A 20,436-nucleotide genomic window follows, 5' to 3' on the forward strand; every position below is an offset into this window, starting at 1 on the left:
GGGAGAAAAAATGGGGAAAGTAGCTTTCGTATTCCCGGGACAAGGGTCTCAAACGGTAGGCATGGGCAAGGCCTTGGCTGATGAATTTCAAGAGGTTAAAGAGCTGTTTGAAGCAGCAGATGCTAAGCTTGGCTTCCCGTTAACCGATTTAATGTTTAACGGTCCAGATGAACAGCTCACCTTGACCATGCATGCTCAGCCAGCTATTCTGGCTGCGAGCATAGCGGCCTTGAAGGTGTTTGAGAAAGAAGGAATCACTGCGGATTTTGCAGCGGGTCACAGCTTAGGCGAATATACGGCACTTACGGCTGCCAAGGCCATGTCTTTTGAGGAAGCGGTATATGCTGTACATAAGCGAGGTCAGTTTATGGAACAGGCTGTTCCTGCCGGAGAAGGCACGATGGCAGCTGTGCTCGGTATGAAGCGGGAGGAGCTGCAGCAGGTGACAGATGAAATCACCAATGCCGGTGATGTAGTGGGGCTTGCCAACTTGAACTGTCCTGGACAGATCGTCATCTCAGGAACGAAAGACGGAGTAAAAAAAGCAAGAGAAGCAGCGAAGGAAAAAGGAGCAAAACGAGTACTCCCGTTAAATGTGAGCGGTCCTTTCCACTCCCCGTTAATGGAGCCGGCATCGGACCAGCTTGAAGCTGTACTTAATGAAATAACTATTAATAACTGTGAGATTCCTGTGATTGCGAATGTGGATGCACAGCCGGTTACGCAGGCGGCGGATATCCGTAAGAAGCTCTTGCAGCAGCTATATTCTCCTGTCCTATGGGAAGACAGTGTGGAAACGTTAATTAATGAGGGTGTCGACACATTTATCGAGATTGGGCCAGGAAAAGTGCTGTCAGGCCTCATTAAAAAAGTGAATCGCCGGGTGAAAACATATGCTGTTCAAGACAGTGCCTCAATCCAGGAAGCAGTGAAGGCATTAAAAGAGGAGGCTGCACAATGAAGCTAGAAGGAAAGACAGCGTTAGTTACGGGAGCATCCCGCGGGATTGGCCGCGCAGTAGCGCTTGAGCTTGCTAGAGAAGGAGCAAGGGTCATTGTTAACTACTCTGGCAGTGAAGAAAAAGCGAAGCAAGTAGTAGAAGACATCAAAGCAATTGGCCGCGAAGCGATAGCTGTAAAGTGTAACGTAGCGGACAGTGAAGAAGTAGCAGATATGTTCAAGCAAGCACTTGAAGCTTTTGGCAAGGTTGATATTCTTGTCAACAATGCGGGTATCACGCGCGATAATCTATTAATGCGTATGAAAGAAGAGGAATGGGATGCCGTTATCAATACGAATTTAAAAGGCGTCTTCCTTTGTACTAAAACGGCGACACGTCCAATGATGAAGCAGCGCAGCGGAAGAATCATTAATATTGCTTCCGTAGTAGGAGTAAGCGGAAACCCAGGACAGGCTAACTATGTCGCTGCTAAAGCCGGCGTGATTGGGCTGACAAAAACGACAGCGAAAGAGCTCGCTCCTCGGGGCATCACTGTCAATGCGCTGGCACCTGGGTTTATTACGACTGATATGACCGATGCACTGCCGGAAGAGAACAAAGAGGCACTGCTAAGTCAAATTCCTCTTGGCCGTTTAGGAGATCCTGAAGACATCGCTAAAGCAGCTGCATTTCTTGCTTCGGATGATGCTGGCTATATCACAGGTCAGACCATCCATGTAAATGGCGGCATGGTGATGTAATAAAACTTATTTTATCTTCATTCAAAATCGTCTATAATGACTTGAGGGGAGGTGAACGATAATGGCAGAAGTACTAGATCGCGTAACAAAGATTATTGTCGACCGTCTTGGAGTGGAAGAATCCCAAGTAACTCTTGAAGCTTCTTTTAAAGAAGATCTTGGAGCTGATTCTCTTGACGTAGTTGAGCTTGTAATGGAATTGGAAGATGAATTTGATATGGAAATTTCTGACGACGATGCAGAGAAAATCGCAACAGTGGGTGACGCTGTGGATTACATAAATAGCAAGCAGTAATCGTTGGAAAGCTGGAAGCTCCGTTTTGTAAACGGAGCTTCACACTGTTGACAAGCATTCACCATCCTTGATGAGCGATTGTTGTCTACAAACTAAAGCTCCGTTTCATAAACGGAGCTTTAGTTTGTAGACAGGTATATGAGAACCCTTTATAATAGGCTGTTTTTTGCGATTTTATCCAATTTGGACTACACTGCTTGTGTGGATATAAATTAGTTTGATAGCGGAGGAAATTCCATGAAAAAACCACATAGAGAACACAAAAAACATGTTAATAAAAGAGATCAGCTCTTTAAACAGCTGCAATCTGAGCTGGACATTCAGTTTCAAAACGAAAAACTTCTAAAAAATGCTTTTACACATTCATCCTATGTGAATGAGCATCGAAAAAAACCTTATGAAGACAATGAGCGGCTGGAATTCTTAGGAGATGCTGTGCTCGAGCTCACTGTTTCTCATTACCTGTATAAGAAGTATCCGCTTATGTCAGAGGGAGATTTGACGAAATTAAGAGCAGCAGTTGTTTGCGAGCCATCCCTTGTTACATTTGCTAACGAGCTGAACTTTGGCCAATATGTACTTCTCGGCAAAGGAGAAGAATTGACTGGAGGGCGCATGAGACCCGCTTTGTTGGCAGATGTCTTCGAAGCATTTGTGGGTGCCTTATTCTTAGACCAGGAAATGGAAGCCGTTCTCTCATTTCTTGAAAAAGTTGTTTTCCCGAAAATTGATTCCGGTGCTTTTTCTCATATGATGGATTATAAAAGTCAGCTGCAGGAGTACGTACAGCGACAAACGAAAGGTTTATTGGAGTATGATATTTTGCAGGAGAAAGGACCGGCCCATAGCAAGGAGTTCATTTCCCAAGTATCTCTTAATGGAGAAGTATTAGGAAAGGGAAAAGGAAAATCTAAAAAAGAAGCAGAACAGCTCGCCGCTCAAATGGCATTAGCAGCATTGAAACAACATAATGAATAAAAGGCAGGGGAAGGCACATGTTCCTGAAACAGTTAGAAGTTGCGGGCTTTAAGTCGTTTGCAGATCGGGTGTCGATAGAATTTATTGATGGAATTACGGCTGTAGTTGGCCCTAACGGTTCGGGAAAGAGCAATATTACAGACGCAATCCGCTGGGTACTTGGTGAGCAGTCAGCTAAAAGCCTGCGCGGCGGCAAAATGGAGGATGTTATTTTCGCTGGCAGTGACAGCCGGAAGCCTGTGAATGTGGCAGAAGTCACATTGACGCTTAACAACGAAGCTCATACGCTCCCCATTGATTTCCATGAAGTCAATATAACAAGAAGAGTGTACCGGTCAGGTGACAGCGAATACTTCATTAATAAACGAGCCTGCCGATTAAAGGACATTGTCGATTTATTTATGGATTCAGGGCTTGGCAAAGAAGCCTTCTCCATTATCGGTCAAGGAAAGGTGGAGGAGATTTTAAACAGCAAGCCGGAGGACCGCCGTGCCATCTTCGAAGAGGCGGCTGGCGTGTTAAAGTACAAGACTCGTAAGAAGAGAGCGGAACGAAAGCTTGATGAGACACAGGAAAATCTGCTGCGTGTTCAGGATATTTTGCATGAGCTGGAGGGCCAGCTGGAGCCTTTGCGAATGCAAGCGTCCATTGCCCGGGATTATATTGACAAGAAAGAAGAAATGACGAACTACGATATTGCCGTTCTCGTATACGAAATTGAAGAGCTTCATGAGGCCTGGGAGAAGGTCAAGGCTGACTATCAGCAGCATGAAACAGAAGCCGCCAACCTGGCCTCCGTTCTCCAAAGAAAAGAAGCGGAGACAGAAAAGCTTCGCCGCCAGATCCATGCGATGGATGAATCAGTAAATGATCTTCAGGCTGCTTTATTAACGGTAAGTGAGGAGCTTGAGAAGCTGGAGGGACGCCGGCAGGTCCTTGAAGAGCGAAAGAAGCATGCGAACCAAAATAAAGATCAGCTTGCGGATAACTTATCGGAGACGAAGGAAAGAATGCGTCTTTTGTCTGAACAAGCGAAGGCAAGAAGAGAAAAGCTGGCAGCTGATCAGGCAGAGAAAGAAAAGTGGGAAGAACAGCTAGCTGTGAAACAGAAGGAGCTTGCGAGTCTTTCAGGGAATCTGGAAGATGCGATCGAGTCGCTGAAAGCCGATTATATTGAGATGCTGAACGCCCAGGCATCCGCTAAAAATGAAAAGCAATACGTTCAGCAGCAGCTCGAGCAGATTGTCAGCAAGAGAGCGCGCCTGGAATCAGCGAATCAGAAGCAAGTGGCTGAGAGGCAGGAAGCAGAGGCAAGAGGACAAGCCTTAAAGCAAGCTTTAGAGCTAGAGCAGAAGCGCTTGGCTGACCATGCTGCTGCTTTAAAGCAGGAGCTGGAAATGCTTGAGAAGATGAAATCGAACTATGCGTCTCAGGAGTCACGGCTGTATAAGGCCTACCAGCTTCTGCAAGATGCAAAATCAAGAAAAGGCATGCTCGAGTCTTTAGAGGAAGATTATTCAGGCTTTTTTCAAGGAGTAAAGGAAATCCTGAAAGCAAGAGGGCAAGCGCTTCAAGGAATTGAAGGAGCTGTTGCCGAAGTGATTGAGGTGCCGAAAGAATACGAATCGGCGATTGAGATTGCACTTGGAAGCAGTATGCAGCACGTTATTGTCTCAGATGAACAAGCAGCCCGACAGGCTATTCAGTATTTAAAGAAGCATAAATTTGGACGGGCAACGTTTCTGCCTCTGACCTCTATGAAAGGTAAAGTTTTTCCTGCTTCCTTGTATGCATCGCTAAAAAATGAACGCAATTTTATTGGTATTGCTTCAGAGCTGATCCGCTTTCCCGATAAATACAGTCCCGCTATTACCCAGCTGCTTGGGCAGACGGTTGTTGCTTCTGACTTGGAAGGTGCCGGTGCTTTAGCGAAATTGTTAAATTACCGCTATCGCATTGTGACACTTGAAGGGGATGTTGTTAACCCGGGAGGCTCCATGACAGGAGGGGCGATGAAGCAAAAGGGACATTCGTTCATCAGCCGGAAGAATGAATTGGAATCTTTAAGGGATAAGCTCGCGGTCATGGAAGCGAAAACGGAAACGGCTGAGCGGGAAGTCCGGAAGCTGAAGGAGAACATTGCGATGAAAGAGGCTCTTGTTCAAAAGCTTCGCGGCGAGGCAGAGGAAATCAGGGAGAAGGAACAAGAATGCAAAAGCAGCTGGCTGGAATGGCAGTTTGCTTTTCAGTCAGTCAATAATCAGCTTGCTATCTATGATGCTGAGAAGAACGAATTCGCGGAAGAGAAGCTTCGTCTTGAGAAGCGGCTTACTGAGCTTAACGACCGGTTGCAAAGGAGCCGTAAAGAGATAGAGGCTGCTGATGCAGAGATTAAACAGTTAACAGAGAAAAAGACGAAGGAAAGCTCAATACGGGAAGAGCTCGTTCAGTCGGTCAGTGAATTGAAATCTCGGCTTGCCGTTAAGAAGGAGCAGCTGGCTTCAGGGAATGAGCGTCTGCAGCAGGTGCTCGGGGAGCTGAAGGAGGCTGAAAAAAGGTACCAGCAATGGACGGAGGACTTTCATTGGCTTCAATCGGAAATGTCCGCCAGCTGCAAGGGAGAGGAAGAGTTGGAGGAAGCTATCCGCACGAAGCGCAAAGATAAGGAAGAAACGGCTAAGCAGATTACAGAGCGCCGGAAGGAACGGACAGAGAAGCTAAACCTGCTAGAAGAAAACGAGAAAGAGCTTAAAGAGGTTAAGCGCCTTCACAAAGCAATGACAGAGGCGATTCAGGAGGAAGAAATCAAGATGAATCGCCTGGATGTAGAGCTTGAGAATCGCTTGGAGCAGCTAAGGAAGGAATATATGCTGAGTTACGAGGCAGCTAAAGCTAATTATCCTCTTTCTTCCTCCATTGAAGAAGCGAGGAAGAAGCTGCGTTTAATTAAGCTGTCGATTGAGGAGCTTGGAAACGTCAATCTTGGAGCAATTGAAGAATATGAACGGGTATCTGACCGATACGCTTTTCTTGAGGAACAGCGAGCCGACCTGCAAGAAGCAAAGGATACGCTCTTCCAGGTGATTGAGGAAATGGACGAGGAAATGACAAGAAGGTTTAAGGAAACGTTCGAAGCGATCCGTGCTGAGTTTCTTCCTGTATTTCAGGCGCTGTTTGGCGGCGGGCGGGCAGAGCTAACGTTAACAGATTCAGAGGATTTGCTGAATACAGGCGTGGATATTGTCGCACAGCCGCCAGGGAAGAAGCTCCAAAACCTCAGCCTGCTGTCAGGAGGAGAACGAGCATTAACGGCGATCGCTCTGCTGTTTGCTATTTTAAAAGTGCGTCCTGTTCCTTTCTGCATTCTCGATGAGGTAGAGGCTGCCCTTGATGAAGCCAATATCGTCCGGTTCAGCCAGTACTTAAAACAGTTCAGCCAGGATACCCAGTTCATCGTCATTACACACAGGAAAGGCACAATGGAACAGGCTGATGTTCTTTACGGCGTCACTATGCAGGAATCAGGCGTCTCCGCGCTTGTCTCGGTTAAAATAGACGAGAGAAAAGCGGAAGCACCCGTCTGATTTAGAAACAGCCGGCTGTGGAAGCTGTATGATGAGAAAGCAGTAGTGCCTGCTTCATATAAAGCGAATATGTACTTGCAGGAGGAGAGAAAATGGGATTTTTTAAGAAGTTAAAAGATAAACTTACAACATCAACCGATCAGGCTACAGAGAAATTTAAAAGCGGGCTGACCAAAACAAGAGACAATTTTTCCAATAAAGTAAATGACTTAGTAGCCCGTTACCGAAAAATCGACGAAGATTTCTTTGAAGAGCTGGAAGAAATTTTAATTGGAGCGGATGTCGGCTTTGACACCGTTATGGAGTTGATCGACGAGCTGAAACATGAAGTAAAACGCCGAAACACCAAGGACCCTGAAGAAGTTCGAGATATTATTACAGAGAAAATGGTAGAGATTTACCAGGGGGACGACGAAGCACCTAACGAACTGAATATGCAGGAAGGCGAATTAACCGTTATTCTTTTCGTCGGTGTAAATGGAGTAGGAAAAACAACGACGATCGGTAAAATGGCTCATCAGTTCAAGGAGGATGGCAAGAAAGTATTGCTGGCGGCTGGAGACACGTTCCGAGCAGGAGCTATTGAACAGCTGGAGGTATGGGGGGAGCGCACCGGCGTAGATGTTATCAAGCAGGCGGAAGGGTCGGATCCAGCCGCTGTTATGTACGATGCGATCCGTGCTGCCAAATCGAGACAGGCCGACGTGCTGCTGTGTGATACAGCGGGTCGCCTTCAAAATAAGGTAAACCTGATGAAGGAACTGGAGAAAGTCAAGCGGGTAATTGAAAGAGAAATACCAGGAGCTCCGCATGAGGTGCTCATTGTATTGGATGCCACAACTGGCCAAAATGCGATGATTCAAGCGAAAACCTTCAAGGAAGCAACCGATGTAACGGGGATCGTTTTAACGAAGCTGGATGGAACCGCTAAGGGAGGAATCGTGCTAGCCATTCGCCATGAGCTTGATATTCCGGTGAAGTTCGTAGGCCTCGGTGAAAAGGTCGACGACTTGCAGCCATTTAACGCCGAACAATACGTATACGGGCTATTTGCTTCCGCTTTTGAAGAAAAAGAAGATGATGAGAGCGAAAGCGAGGACGAGTAACCGACCACACGATTTCAGTCAAGTGCGTAAAGATATTTTCTTGACATATCCCCCGAAAATGAGTAAACTAATTTAGTGTAAAGTGTTTTAACTTAACAAGGGGGGCTGTTTATGCTGGAGAAAACAACAAGAATGAATTACCTGTATGATTTTTATCATTCCTTGTTAACTGATAAACAGCGCAGTTATATGTCCTTGTACTACCTGGATGATTTCTCCCTTGGCGAGATCGCAGAGGAATATGAAGTAAGCCGTCAGGCGGTTTACGACAATATTAAGCGAACAGAAGCTATGCTGGAAGAGTATGAAAGCAAATTATCGCTATTTAAAAAATTTCAGGAGCGCAACCATTTATTGGAGCAATTAAAGAGGCTTGTTTCAGAGGATGGGCTCGCTTTAATTGACGCGCTTGAGAAATTAGATTAGGAGGCGGCATTATGGCATTTGAAGGACTAGCCGACCGACTGCAAAATACTATGCAAAAGATCCGCGGCAAGGGAAAAGTAACCGAAGCAGATGTAAAAGAAATGATGCGGGAAGTGCGCCTTGCCCTTCTTGAAGCGGATGTTAACTTTAAGGTCGTAAAAAACTTCGTTAAGAAAGTCAGTGAACGCTCTGTCGGCCAAGAGGTAATGAAAAGCTTAACTCCCGGCCAGCAGGTCATTAAAGTAGTAAAAGAAGAGTTGACTGAGCTGATGGGTGGAGAGCAGAGCCAAGTGGCTGTGGCCAAACGTCCGCCGACGGTTATTATGATGGTTGGTCTGCAAGGGGCCGGTAAAACGACCACTACAGGCAAGCTGGCGAACCTTTTACGAAAGCGTTACAACCGCAAACCTCTCTTAGTTGCTGCGGATATTTACCGTCCAGCGGCGATTAAGCAGCTTGAAACATTAGGAAAGCAGCTGAGTATGCCGGTTTTCTCTCTCGGCGACCAAGTGAGCCCGGTAGAAATCGCCAAGCAGGCAATTGCAAAGGCGAAGGAAGATCACCACGATTACGTGCTGATTGATACAGCGGGACGCCTGCACATCGATGAAGAACTAATGGGCGAGCTGAAAGAAATTAAAGAGCTGTCTAACCCTGACGAGATCTTTCTTGTAGTTGATGCTATGACCGGACAGGATGCAGTCAACGTTGCTCAGAGCTTTGATGAGCAGCTAGGCGTCACTGGTGTGATCCTTACGAAACTGGATGGCGATACCCGGGGCGGGGCCGCTCTATCGATCCGGGCCGTAACAGAAAAGCCGATTAAGTTTGCAGGTATGGGCGAGAAGCTCGATGCGCTGGAACCTTTCCACCCTGAACGAATGGCTTCTCGCATTCTAGGTATGGGTGATGTACTCACACTGATCGAAAAAGCACAGACAAACGTAGATGAAGGAAAGGCAAAAGAGATGGAACAAAAAATGCGTACCATGTCATTTACGTTTGATGACTTTTTAGATCAGCTGGGACAAGTGCGCAGCATGGGGCCTCTCGATGAGATTATTAAAATGCTTCCAGGCGCCAATAAGATGAAAGGCTTGAATAATATCCAAGTGGATGAGAAGCAGATTTCTCATATCGAAGCGATTATCCAATCGATGACGAGTGAGGAGAAGCAGCATCCGGAGATCATTAATGCAGGCCGCAGGAAGAGGATTGCGAAAGGAAGCGGTACGTCTATTCAGGAAGTGAACCGTCTTTTAAAGCAATTTGAAGAAATGAAGAAAATGATGAAACAAATGTCCAATATGCAGCAAAAAGGCAAGAAGAAAGGAATGGGCGGCATGCCTTTTAAATTCCCATTCTAAAGAGAAGTGTGGACAGTTTCCGGGGCTCGTAAGCTGGGCTAGATAAAATGTAAAGAAAAAAACCTTTACAAACCATATTGTTGTTTGTTATTATTCTATCTTGTGTAAAACTATTCGGAGGTGCTTTAAAAATGGCAGTAAAAATTCGTTTAAAACGCATGGGTTCTAAAAAATCCCCATTCTATCGTATCGTAGTAGCAGATTCCCGTTCTCCTCGTGATGGACGTCAAATTGAAACAGTAGGCACATACAATCCTGTTGCTAAGCCTGCAGAAGTAAAGATTGATGAAGAGCTAGCTCTTAAATGGCTTCAAAATGGTGCAAAGCCATCTGATACGGTTCGCAATCTTTTCTCTAAAGAAGGCATTATGGAGAAGTTCCATAACGCTAAACTTGGCAAATAAGAAGTATGGAAGAATTAATCTTAGCAATTGTGTCTCCTCTTATTGATCATCCGGAAGAAATGACCATTGAGAAGAGAGAAGAAGAACATAAAGACATTTATCGTTTGTTTCTTCATTCCGATGACATAGGAAAAGTCATTGGAAAGCAAGGAAGAGTTGCTAAGGCGATTCGCACCATTGTGACAGCAGCAAATGCGGATCACTCAAAAAAAGTGTATGTAGAAATAGCCGAATAGGGAGGGAAACCTCCCTTTTTTCGTATAAATTTTTCGGTGTTTTCTTCAATTTTGTGAAGAATAGAAAAGACTAGAAGAACTGATCTGCAATGATCAGTACGACGGACAAGTTAAAAAGGTACGCCTGTCATAGAAGGGGAGGCGGAAGCATGCAAATTTTGCAGAAGGTTATCGTAAAGCAGGTTTTAACTGAGAAAATGAAGCAGGCACTCCTCTCTTCTTATGAAGAGAAACAGAATCAGCTTGAGAAAGAATATAGGCAGCTGCAATTTGAACAGAAGAAGGCAGAGAGGCAGTGGAAGAACCAATCTGCAAAAACTTATCATTTCTATGAAAAAGAAATGGAAAAACGGGAAGAAATGATAAAGAATGTTGAATTTCAAAGAAGCCAGCTGGAACTCTTGCCTTTAGGGAGTGAGCTGAAAGAAAAAGAAGCTCAATCCATTGTTGATATTCGTGTAGGCGACCGCTGGGAAGGCACGGAAAAAACAGTCATTGTAAAGGATGGCATTGTCATTGAGATTCGTTAGAGGTGAATCAAAAATGGAAAAGTGGTTAAATGTAGGGAAAATTGTCAATACTCATGGTATTCGCGGTGAAGTCAGAGTCATTTCGAGAACAGATTTTGCGGAGGAAAGATACCAGGTTGGAAATACCCTGTATCTGTTCATGCCGGGGGAATCAGAAGGCCGGCCGCTTACCATAGCATCCCATCGCAAGCATAAGTCATTCGATCTTTTAACCTTTGAGGGGTACGAAGGCTTGAATGCTGTGGAGCCGTTAAAAGAAGGCATTCTTAAGGTAGATGAATCACAGCTTGGTGAGCTGGAAGAGAATGAATTTTACTTTTATGAGATTATCGGCTGCACGGTGGTGACGGTTGAGGATGAGGAAGTTGGCAGGGTGACAGAAATTTTAACACCTGGAGCCAATGATGTATGGGTTGTAAAGGGGAAAGACGGCAAGGAGCATTACATCCCGTATATTGAGGATGTAGTCAAAAAGGTGGATATAAAGGAAAAGAAAATTGTCATTGAAGTAATGGAAGGTTTGTTATCATGATGAAAATTGATGTTCTGTCTCTTTTTCCTGAAATGTTTGAAGGGGTGCTTAACTCCTCCATGCTGAAGAAGGCGGCAGAGAAGGAAAAGGTAGAGTACAATATCATCAACTTTCGTGATTATGCGGAAGGAAAGCATAAAGTAGTAGATGATTACCCATACGGCGGCGGAGCCGGAATGGTGCTCAAGCCTCAACCGGTGTTTGATGCGGTGGCTGCTGCTAAAGAGAAGGCTTCCCATCCCGCTCCCCGCGTCATCCTAATGTGTCCCCAAGGAGAGCGCTATACTCAGAAGAAAGCCGAGGAACTGGCCAAGGAGGAGCATTTAATCTTTATATGCGGGCATTATGAGGGCTACGACGAGCGAATCCGTGAACATTTAGTAACAGACGAGATTTCCATTGGTGACTTCGTGCTTACCGGGGGAGAGCTAGGGGCGATGGTGGTCATAGACAGTGTTGTCCGACTGCTGCCGGATGTGCTGGGTAATGAGGATTCACCCGTACTGGACTCTTTTTCTTCAGGCTTGCTGGAGCATCCTCAATATACACGGCCATCTGACTTCAGAGGGTTAAAAGTACCGGATGTACTGCTTTCGGGCAACCACCGGTTAGTGGATGAATGGCGTGATAAGCAGTCGCTGAAGCGTACATGGGAGCGGCGTCCAGATCTGCTGGAGCGCTATGCCTTAACTGAGAAACAGCAAAACTGGTTAAAAGAATGGAAAAAAGAAAGAGACTCTTGATTTGCAAGTCTTTCTGTGGTAGGATTTCTTAGTGGGTTCTGACAACGGTCGGCCCTTATTATAACGGTGTTCCGCTGCGATTCTTCCTATAATTGTATGAGCATCGGTAGAAGGAGAGGAATTCAATTATGAACAAATTGATTCAGGAAATTACTCAAGAACAGCTTCGCACAGATATCCCAGCTTTCCGTCCTGGAGACACTGTACGTGTACACGTAAAGGTTGTCGAAGGAACACGTGAGCGTATTCAGATATTTGAAGGCGTTGTAATCAAGCGACGCGGCGGCGGAATCAGTGAAACATTCACTGTTCGCAAAATCTCTTACGGTGTAGGTGTTGAGCGTACATTCCCGCTTCATACACCAAAAATCGAGAAAATCGAAGTAATTCGCCGTGGTAAAGTTCGTCGTGCGAAACTATACTACTTGCGTAATCTTCGCGGTAAAGCAGCTCGTATTAAAGAAATTCGATAATCATAAGCACGCAGCAAAAGGAGCTTGGAGACAAGCTCCTTTTCGTTTGCAAAGAAATATTTTTTCCTTATGTACTCAGATAAGTAAAAAGGGGATATTTTCAAATTCGGCGAGTCCTTTCTTTTCTCTTTGTCAGTCGAAGTGATATGATAATTACATAAAAAAATAGGTGGTGGCAAACTTGGCAAAAGAAAAGAATGAGTTTTGGGAATGGGTGAAAGCCTTCTTAATCGCAATTGGCTTAGCAGCAGTTATTCGTTATTTTATTATCGCCCCAATTGTGGTTGATGGTGAGTCGATGATGCCCACACTAAATGATGGCGACTGGATGATCGTCAATAAGCTGGGAGAAACAGAACGGTTTGATATCGTCGTTTTTCACGCGCCCGAGAACAAAGATTACATTAAGCGAGTAATTGGACTGCCGGGCGATACAGTGGAGTATAAGGATGATAAGTTATATATTAATGGCAAGTATTATGAAGAACCTTATTTAGAACAATATAAAGAACAGACCAGCGGCCCTCTCACGCCTGACTTTACCCTAGAGGAGATCACAGGAAGAAAGACCGTGCCTGAGGGGGAGGTTTTTGTGCTGGGCGATAACCGCTTATTCAGTAAAGATGGCCGCCATATTGGCACGGTCGATATGGATGAAGTGGTAGGTGAAACAAGCGTTGTTTTTTGGCCGTTGAATAAGCTGAGAATCGTCGATTAACAGGCTAGTAATTATAGATGGAAGAGAGGTGAGGCTGATGACCATTCAATGGTTTCCCGGCCATATGGCCAAAGCAAGGAGAGAAGTAACAGAAAAGCTTAAGCTCGTAGATATTATTTTTGAACTTGTAGATGCACGTCTTCCAATTTCTTCGCGGAACCCAATGATTGATGAGATCATACAGCACAAACCGAGATTAATCTTACTGAACAAAGCAGATATGGCAGACCCAACTGTCACCGCTGCCTGGCTTTCTTACTTTAAAGAGAGAGGGATCCATGCCCTCGCCATTAACTCTCATGCAGGGAGCGGTTTAAATGCGATCAGCAGGGCAGCAAAAGAGATCTTAAAGGAAAAGTTTGACCGAATGAAAGCGAAAGGCATTAAGCCGAGAGCCATGCGGGCTATGATTGTTGGGATTCCCAATGTAGGGAAATCTACACTGATTAACAGGCTTGCGAAGAAGAATATAGCAAAGACGGGCAATACACCTGGGGTAACAAAAGCCCAGCAATGGATCAAAGCCGGCAAAGAAATGGAACTGCTAGATACACCAGGTATTCTATGGCCCAAGTTTGAGGATCAGGAGACCGGCTATAAACTGGCTCTCACTGGAGCAATTAAGGATACCATTCTAAATTTACAGGATGTAGCTGTTTATGGTTTGCGCTTTCTTGAAAAAAGGTATCCGAACCGCTTGAAGGAGCGGTATCAATTTGAAGAGATACCCGAAGACCTGCTGGAGCTGTTTAACCACATTGGCAGGCTGCGCGGCTGCCAGGCAGGCCGCGGTGAAGTGGATTACGATAAAACTGCCGAAGTCATCATTCGTGATATTCGCGGTGAGAAATTAGGAAGGTTGACGCTTGATTTTCCAGAGGAACAACACAAAGCTGAATAAATAAAGGTCCTTTTACAAGGGCCTTTATTTTATTTCAAAAAGTCCGATAGTAAGAGAGAAGAAAATTAATTGTTTCTAAAAACATTTTGTGCAAAATTCAAAGTAATATATACATAAAAACAGGAGGGTGAGCAGGATGTCCTTATCAGTGTCGGAAATAAAGAAGCTGCTGCAGACGATGCAGTCAGAAGAGGACCCTCAATTTCAGGAGTGGTTAAATGACCCAAGGAAAGGTGTTCAACAAGAGATAAAGAAGTGGTACCGCTTGAAGGAGCAGAAAGAAAAGGAGCGTTTACAATATAGGAAAATGACGGCATATGAACAGGACCTATTAAATAAAGGAATAGCTTCTATTGCGGGAGTAGATGAAGTAGGAAGAGGGCCGCTTGCCGGTCCGGTCGTTGCAGCCGCTGTCATCTTGCCAACAGATGCAGAGCTGACAGGCATTAACGATTCTAAGAAACTGAGCAAAGCAAAGAGAGAATCTTTCTATAAAGAAATAATGGAAAAGGCAGATGTAGGAATCGGAATTATCGAAGCTTCAGAAATTGATGCCATGAATATTTACGAAGCGACGAAAGAGGCGATGAAGCTGGCTATTAGCAATTTATCGCAGGTGCCCGAGCATTTATTAATTGATGCTATGAAGCTGCCTTTATCTATTCCCCAAACAGCCATTATAAAGGGGGACAGCTTGAGCGCTTCCATAGCCGCGGCCTCTATAGCTGCTAAAGTGACGAGAGATAAATTAATGGAACAGTACGCTGCACAGTACCCCCATTACGCGTTTGAGAAGAACATGGGCTATGGAACGAAGGAGCATTTGGAGGGGCTTGAAACATACGGACCGTGTCCTATACACCGAAATAGCTTTTCCCCGGTCAAAGAGATGAGAAGAGTCCAGCAGAGATAAGGAGGCAATTGATGTGAGAATTGAACAAACAGCTCTTCTGCAGGAACCATTTACCAAGGATAAGCCATTGCAGTTAAAAGATGGACAGGTGCTGCCAGCAAAAGTAGTAAAAGTACTGCCAAATGGGATGGCTGAGCTCTCAGCCGGTTCGGCAAAGGTTATAGCTAAGCTGGAAGCTTCTCTTCAAGTAGGAGGAAAGTATTGGTTCCGGGTTTCCATGCAGACAGATGGCTGGCTGCTGAAAGTTGTCGCTCCTCAAGCCAGTAACGTAAAGGACAGAGCCCAAACGGCTGAATATTTGCTTCGTTCATTTAGCTTGCCGCTGACCCAAGAAAATAAAGCCGTAGCTGAAATGCTTATACGTGAAAAGCTCGTCTTATCCAAAGAAGTGCTTGAGCATGCTGGGAGGTGGCTGTCTAAAGGAAAGGTTTCTGAAGGAGTGCAGACCATCCAGTCCATGCTGAACCGTTCGCTGCCAATGACGAACGAGATCTATCAATCGCTAAGAACTGTTTATTCTCCTGCACCAATGGTACAGGTTATAAGCGAGCTGGAGAGCCAGTTAAAACTGCTGTCGAATCCGCCAGAGGCAGCTGTACGGGTAATTCAGTTGTTGGATAATTGGCGGCAGCCTCCGTACAGCAAACAGTTAATCCAGCAGGTGCTGTCCGCTTTAGTCGAGCAGACTTTCTCCTCCATCCAGTTAAGCAGTTCTTCGTCTGCTGTAGAATTGTTGAAGTCATGGGGAATTACTTCCACAGAGGCAGAGACAGCAGAGGAAGCGATTGTTCAGATAATAAGTCAGTGGAGCAAGCAGATAGGAAAACAGGAGGGCGGTACAGCTGAAACCCTGGCACAGCTGAAGGAAACAACAGGCCGGCTTCTTATGCAAGGGACGTACTCTAAAGAGGCTCTGCTTCCCTTACAGCAGGCGTTTGAAGGGATGGTGAAGGCAGCGAAGGCAAGCAAACAGCCTGTCTTGGCGTTAGAAGTTCAGCAGCTTCTCACACGGCTGGATACACCGGGCTTGTCGGGCGAGAAGCTGACAAGCCTATTCAAGGCAACCGCAAGAGCCGTCGTTTACCATACGGAGCCAGATGAAGCAATCAGACAATTGTCTTCACTTTTCCAGCAAGGGGAGGATGAATTGCTTCATAAGGTCGCTGCCGGAATGGATAGGCTGGCGGCTATGCCGGCAAAGCTTCTGGCAAAAGAGCCGTCTTTATCTCAGTATATAGCAGCAGCAGCGAAGGCTGAACAAACTGGATATCTAACTGGAAGCGCAGCTTACTCACTATTAAAGGATGCTCTCCGTTTCCTTGGGGGGAATATGGAGAGCATGCTCGCAGCAGAAAGAGTAAAGGCTCAGGAGATGGAGGACATGTTAAAGCCTCATCTTCTGCGGCTCACAGCCTCACCTCTTCCTTCACATACGAAAGAATTAGCTGAGCAGCTGATTGGCCGTATCCAAGCTCAATCCCTCCTTTCATTAGAAAGCGGTCCTTTTCAGCAGCTCGTTATGAGTCTTCCGATCAATTTATTTGGCTTTCAAACGGATATGATTATGCAGTGGTCTGGAAGAAGGAATGAGAGAGGCGAGCTTGATGCGAACGATTGCCGTGTCCTCTTTTATTTAGAGCTCCAGTTCCTCCGCGAAACTATCATTGATATGCAGGTGCGAAATCGCTTTGTTTATTTGCAAATATATAATGCCCACACTGATCTGAAGCAGCTGGCTGGCCCGCTTCTGCCTATGCTCGAAGAGGGGCTTAAGAATCAAGGCTATCAATTATCAAGCATCCAATTTCGAAAAACTAAGCTCGCTGGCAGCAGGTTGCTGGTGCAGGCAGCTGAAGCGGAGCCGTATGAAGGGATAGATGTGCAGGTATGAAGGAAAAACAGAAAAGAAAGCAGGCAGCCGCTTTATCTTATCAGCCAGAATGGACACAGGCACCTCAGTTAATAGCGAAAGGCAAGGGAAAAGTAGCCGAGCAGATCCTTGAGCAGGCTAGGAAGCATGGCATTCCGATACAGGAGGACCCCGCTCTCGTCGAACTGCTGGGGAATTTGGAAATCAATGAGAAAATTCCTGAAGAGCTTTATAGAGCGGTGGCAGAAGTTTTTGCTTTTATTTACCAGCTTGATCAGCAGAAGCAGAATTAAAATTACCTCTTTTTTTCCTTTCGTGTCCTATAATTACTGGAAAATGTCAGAATATGCTGTCTAAAAAATAAATTTCAGCTCAAATTATAGACATAAATTCAGGATTTATATACAATGAAAACGCAGTCTACTTTTGAGATTGAAGGATAGGAGGATAAAGAATGAATATCCATGAGTATCAAGGCAAAGAAATCCTCAGAAACTATGGGGTGGCCGTTCCAAACGGCAAGGTTGCATTCTCTGTAGAAGAAGCAGTAGAAGCAGCAAAAGAACTCGGCACTGATGTGTGTGTCGTAAAAGCACAAATCCACGCTGGTGGCCGTGGTAAAGCTGGCGGCGTTAAAGTAGCCAAAAATCTTGATGAAGTGCGTACATATGCTGAAGAAATTTTGGGCAAAACACTTGTCACGCATCAAACTGGTCCAGAAGGAAAAGAAGTAAAGCGCTTATTAATTGAAGAAGGCTGCGATATTCAAAAAGAATATTACATTGGTTTCGTTTTAGATCGCGCGACTTCTCGGGTTGTATTAATGGCTTCTGAAGAAGGCGGTACTGAAATTGAAGAAGTAGCAGAAAAAACACCGGAAAAAATCTTCAAAGAGTATATTGATCCGGTACTAGGCTTAATGCCGTATCAGGCACGCCGCATTGCATTCAACATCAACATTCCAAAAGAGCTTGTCAACAAAGCAGTGAAATTCATGACTGGTCTTTATACAGTATTCGTCGAAAAAGACGCTTCTGTTGCTGAGATCAACCCGCTTGTTGTTACAGGTGACGGCAATGTTATGGCGCTTGATGCAAAGATCAATTTCGATTCTAACGCATTGTACCGCCATAAAGATATTATGGAATACCGCGATTTAGAAGAAGAAGATCCAAAAGAAATCGAAGCATCTAAATATGACTTAAGCTATATCTCCTTAGATGGCAACATTGGCTGTATGGTCAATGGGGCAGGTCTTGCTATGTCCACAATGGATATCATCAAGCACTACGGCGGCGATCCAGCTAACTTCCTTGATGTTGGCGGCGGCGCAACAGCTGAAAAAGTAACAGAAGCATTTAAAATTATTCTTTCCGATAAAAACGTAAAAGGTATCTTCGTTAACATCTTCGGAGGTATCATGAAGTGTGACGTTATCGCAAGCGGTGTAGTAGAAGCTGCGAAGCAAGTCGGCTTATCGGTGCCTTTAGTTGTCCGCTTAGAAGGTACGAATGTTGACTTAGGTAAGAAAATTTTAAGTGAGTCTGACATTGACGTTGTTCCAGCTGATTCAATGGCTGACGGTGCACAGAAAATCGTTGAGCTTGTAGGCAAATAATTCGAAGAGTTGACCATAGAAAGGCAGGTATAGGCATGAGTGTATTTGTTAATAAAGACACAAAAGTAATCGTTCAAGGTATTACTGGTTCTACCGCTCTATTCCACACAAAGCAAATGCTTGAATACGGTACAAAAATCGTAGGTGGAGTAACTCCAGGAAAAGGCGGCATGGAAGTAGAGGGAGTACCAGTATTTAATACAGTAAAAGAAGCTGTTGAGCAAACTGGCGCTACTGTTTCCGTTATTTACGTTCCTGCTCCATTTGCTGCAGATTCAATCGTAGAAGCGGTGGACGCTGAGTTAGATCTTGCTATCTGTATCACAGAGCACATTCCAGTACTGGATATGGTAAAAGTAAAGCGTTACATGGAAGGCAAGAAAACTCGCTTAATCGGACCGAACTGCCCAGGTGTTATTACAGCAGACGAATGTAAAGTTGGTATTATGCCTGGTTACATTCATAAAAAAGGCCACGTGGGTGTTGTTTCCCGCTCTGGTACATTAACTTATGAAGCAGTTCACCAATTAACTCAAGCTGGCATCGGCCAAACTACCGCTGTTGGTATTGGTGGAGACCCGGTAAACGGAACAGACTTCATTGATGTATTAAAAGCATTCAACGAAGATCCTGAAACGAAAGCGGTTATCATGATTGGTGAAATCGGCGGAACAGCTGAAGAAGAAGCAGCTGAATGGGTGAAAGCGAATATGACAAAACCTGTTGTTGGCTTCATCGGCGGCCGCACAGCACCTCCAGGAAAACGCATGGGCCATGCGGGTGCGATCATTTCTGGCGGTAAAGGAACAGCTGACGAAAAAATCCGCGTAATGAACGAATGCGGCATTAAAGTAGCTGAAACTCCATCTGTTATGGGTGAAACATTAATCGAAGTGCTAAAAGAAAATGGCATTTACGAAGAGTGTAAAACTCACTAATTACAAACGAACGTTTGAGAAACAGCCTCAATGAGGCTGTTTCTGTTATATAAAGGAGGCGTTAACACTGGATGATGTGACTGCAAAATTGATTCACCTGCAGCATTGTCAGCATGTGAGCTGGAAAATGATCTATTTGCTTTTAAAGCAGGAACGTGACTTATCGAGCCTTTACAATTATTCTTCCTCCGATTTATCAACTCTTCTATCCATTTCCTCTGCCCGTTCACTCTCCATTGTCCGGCAGCTTCACGAGGTCCCTATTTACTCCTTATTACAGCAATATCAGCAGCAAGACATCCGTTTCATTCCCATTTACCACTCGGAGTATCCTCATTGCTTAAAAAATCTGCCCCAGCCCCCGTGGGGTCTTTATGTAATGGGTAAAAAGGGAATGCTGGCGGATGTTTCCATGAGTCTGGCCATTGTTGGTGCACGCCAGGCGGATAGGTATGCTTATCAGTCCATTCAACTGTTGATGCCTGGTTTGGTAAAGAGCGGTCTTCTCATTATCAGCGGGCTTGCAAGGGGAGCCGATACCTTTGCCCACGAGGCAGCATTGCGGGCAGGGGGGAAAACGGCCGCTGTTATTGCAGGAGGATTTTATCATCTATACCCAAAAGAAAATAAGACTCTGGCAAAGAGAATTTTATCAAATGGCTTGCTTATATCTGAATATCCGCCCGTTACTAAGCCGGCCAAGTGGCAATTTCCTGCCCGCAACCGACTAATCAGCGGTCTATCCTTAGGTACATTAGTTGTACAAGCCGGAAGAAAAAGCGGTTCCTTAATCACAGCATATTGTGCACTGGAGCAGGGGAAGGAAGTCTTTTGTATTCCGGGAAGAATCACCGATCACTTATCTGACGGGACAAATGATTTGATCAGTGATGGGGCAAAGCTAGTGCGTTCCAGCGAGGATATCCTAGCGGAAATCATAAGAAAATAAGCCGAGATTCCTGTTCTTAAATTTGCCCATTCATAAAAAAAGGTTGCTTTTATGAGGAAAGTATATTAAATTTTGCAAAAGAACCATCTGTCTTTTTTTCAGAAAAAGGTGGACAGGCATAGAATGAATACCGTGTGAGTAGAGAAAGATAGAA

Annotated in this window: 22 protein-coding genes; all 22 read left to right on the top strand. The window is 45.0% G+C overall.

The annotated features are described in order from the left end of the window. The first annotated feature begins 10 nt into the window (after positions 1–10). The gene (fabD, locus tag QY97_RS00990; RefSeq protein WP_039232094.1) at positions 11–961 is read left to right on the top strand and encodes an ACP S-malonyltransferase; all 951 of its coding nucleotides are present in this window, start codon (positions 11–13) and stop codon (positions 959–961) included. Further along, on the top strand, positions 958–1,701 hold the full coding sequence (gene fabG, locus QY97_RS00995) for a 3-oxoacyl-[acyl-carrier-protein] reductase (protein WP_039232100.1): 744 nt from the start codon (positions 958–960) through the stop codon (positions 1,699–1,701). The genes fabD and fabG overlap by 4 nt, the downstream gene beginning before the upstream one ends. Before the next feature lie 61 nt (positions 1,702–1,762). Continuing rightward, the gene (acpP, locus tag QY97_RS01000) at positions 1,763–1,996 is read left to right on the top strand and encodes an acyl carrier protein (protein WP_039232103.1); all 234 of its coding nucleotides are present in this window, start codon (positions 1,763–1,765) and stop codon (positions 1,994–1,996) included. A 237-nt stretch (positions 1,997–2,233) separates the two neighbouring features. Further along, the gene (gene rnc / locus QY97_RS01005; RefSeq protein ID WP_039232106.1) at positions 2,234–2,974 is read left to right on the top strand and encodes a ribonuclease III; all 741 of its coding nucleotides are present in this window, start codon (positions 2,234–2,236) and stop codon (positions 2,972–2,974) included. Between the two features lie 17 nt (positions 2,975–2,991). Continuing rightward, complete coding sequence (gene smc / locus QY97_RS01010; RefSeq protein WP_039232108.1) at positions 2,992–6,558, top strand: chromosome segregation protein SMC; 3,567 nt, start codon at positions 2,992–2,994, stop codon at positions 6,556–6,558. Positions 6,559–6,650: 92 nt separating this feature from the next. After that, the gene (ftsY, locus tag QY97_RS01015) at positions 6,651–7,664 is read left to right on the top strand and encodes a signal recognition particle-docking protein FtsY (protein ID WP_039232110.1); all 1,014 of its coding nucleotides are present in this window, start codon (positions 6,651–6,653) and stop codon (positions 7,662–7,664) included. A 111-nt stretch (positions 7,665–7,775) separates the two neighbouring features. Beyond that, positions 7,776–8,090 (top strand): putative DNA-binding protein, encoded by a 315-nt coding sequence (locus QY97_RS01020; protein ID WP_039232113.1) that lies wholly within the window; start codon positions 7,776–7,778, stop codon positions 8,088–8,090. Between the two features lie 11 nt (positions 8,091–8,101). After that, complete coding sequence (ffh, locus tag QY97_RS01025) at positions 8,102–9,457, top strand: signal recognition particle protein (RefSeq protein ID WP_039232116.1); 1,356 nt, start codon at positions 8,102–8,104, stop codon at positions 9,455–9,457. Between the two features lie 131 nt (positions 9,458–9,588). After that, positions 9,589–9,861 carry a 30S ribosomal protein S16 gene (rpsP, locus tag QY97_RS01030; protein WP_039232120.1) on the top strand — a complete coding sequence of 91 codons (273 nt, stop codon included), beginning with the start codon at positions 9,589–9,591 and terminating at the stop codon, positions 9,859–9,861. 5 nt (positions 9,862–9,866) lie between these two features. Further along, complete coding sequence (locus tag QY97_RS01035) at positions 9,867–10,097, top strand: KH domain-containing protein (RefSeq protein WP_039232122.1); 231 nt, start codon at positions 9,867–9,869, stop codon at positions 10,095–10,097. 149 nt (positions 10,098–10,246) lie between these two features. Beyond that, the gene (locus QY97_RS01040) at positions 10,247–10,627 is read left to right on the top strand and encodes a YlqD family protein (RefSeq protein ID WP_039232124.1); all 381 of its coding nucleotides are present in this window, start codon (positions 10,247–10,249) and stop codon (positions 10,625–10,627) included. 13 nt (positions 10,628–10,640) lie between these two features. Then, on the top strand, positions 10,641–11,159 hold the full coding sequence (gene rimM / locus QY97_RS01045) for a ribosome maturation factor RimM (protein ID WP_039232128.1): 519 nt from the start codon (positions 10,641–10,643) through the stop codon (positions 11,157–11,159). After that, positions 11,159–11,902, top strand: a complete 744-nt coding sequence (trmD, locus tag QY97_RS01050; protein ID WP_039232246.1) for a tRNA (guanosine(37)-N1)-methyltransferase TrmD — start codon at positions 11,159–11,161, stop codon at positions 11,900–11,902. Before rimM ends, trmD begins: the two co-directional genes overlap by 1 nt. A 128-nt stretch (positions 11,903–12,030) precedes the next feature. Beyond that, entirely contained in the window at positions 12,031–12,375 is a 345-nt protein-coding gene (gene rplS / locus QY97_RS01055) for a 50S ribosomal protein L19 (RefSeq protein WP_039232130.1), read from the top strand. Between the two features lie 181 nt (positions 12,376–12,556). Continuing rightward, entirely contained in the window at positions 12,557–13,093 is a 537-nt protein-coding gene (lepB, locus tag QY97_RS01060) for a signal peptidase I (protein WP_039232133.1), read from the top strand. A gap of 37 nt (positions 13,094–13,130) precedes the next feature. Next, positions 13,131–13,994, top strand: coding sequence for a ribosome biogenesis GTPase YlqF (gene ylqF, locus QY97_RS01065; protein ID WP_039232136.1), 864 nt, complete (start codon positions 13,131–13,133; stop codon positions 13,992–13,994). Positions 13,995–14,130: 136 nt separating this feature from the next. Continuing rightward, positions 14,131–14,907 carry a ribonuclease HII gene (locus QY97_RS01070; RefSeq protein WP_039232139.1) on the top strand — a complete coding sequence of 259 codons (777 nt, stop codon included), beginning with the start codon at positions 14,131–14,133 and terminating at the stop codon, positions 14,905–14,907. Positions 14,908–14,920: 13 nt separating this feature from the next. Beyond that, a complete protein-coding gene (locus QY97_RS19420; protein WP_052728904.1) occupies positions 14,921–16,798 on the top strand; it encodes a hypothetical protein in 1,878 nt (625 codons plus the stop codon). Beyond that, complete coding sequence (locus QY97_RS01080; RefSeq protein WP_039232142.1) at positions 16,795–17,070, top strand: EscU/YscU/HrcU family type III secretion system export apparatus switch protein; 276 nt, start codon at positions 16,795–16,797, stop codon at positions 17,068–17,070. The genes QY97_RS19420 and QY97_RS01080 overlap by 4 nt, the downstream gene beginning before the upstream one ends. A gap of 161 nt (positions 17,071–17,231) precedes the next feature. Then, positions 17,232–18,395, top strand: a complete 1,164-nt coding sequence (gene sucC / locus QY97_RS01085) for an ADP-forming succinate--CoA ligase subunit beta (protein ID WP_039232145.1) — start codon at positions 17,232–17,234, stop codon at positions 18,393–18,395. Between the two features lie 35 nt (positions 18,396–18,430). Next, positions 18,431–19,333 (top strand): succinate--CoA ligase subunit alpha, encoded by a 903-nt coding sequence (gene sucD, locus QY97_RS01090; protein WP_039232148.1) that lies wholly within the window; start codon positions 18,431–18,433, stop codon positions 19,331–19,333. A gap of 76 nt (positions 19,334–19,409) precedes the next feature. Beyond that, on the top strand, positions 19,410–20,282 hold the full coding sequence (dprA, locus tag QY97_RS01095) for a DNA-processing protein DprA (RefSeq protein ID WP_232506207.1): 873 nt from the start codon (positions 19,410–19,412) through the stop codon (positions 20,280–20,282). The last annotated feature ends 154 nt before the right edge of the window (positions 20,283–20,436 follow it).

It is taken from the genome of Bacillus thermotolerans (assembly GCF_000812025.2).
GTDB classification, from domain to species: domain Bacteria; phylum Bacillota; class Bacilli; order Bacillales; family Domibacillaceae; genus Quasibacillus; species Quasibacillus thermotolerans.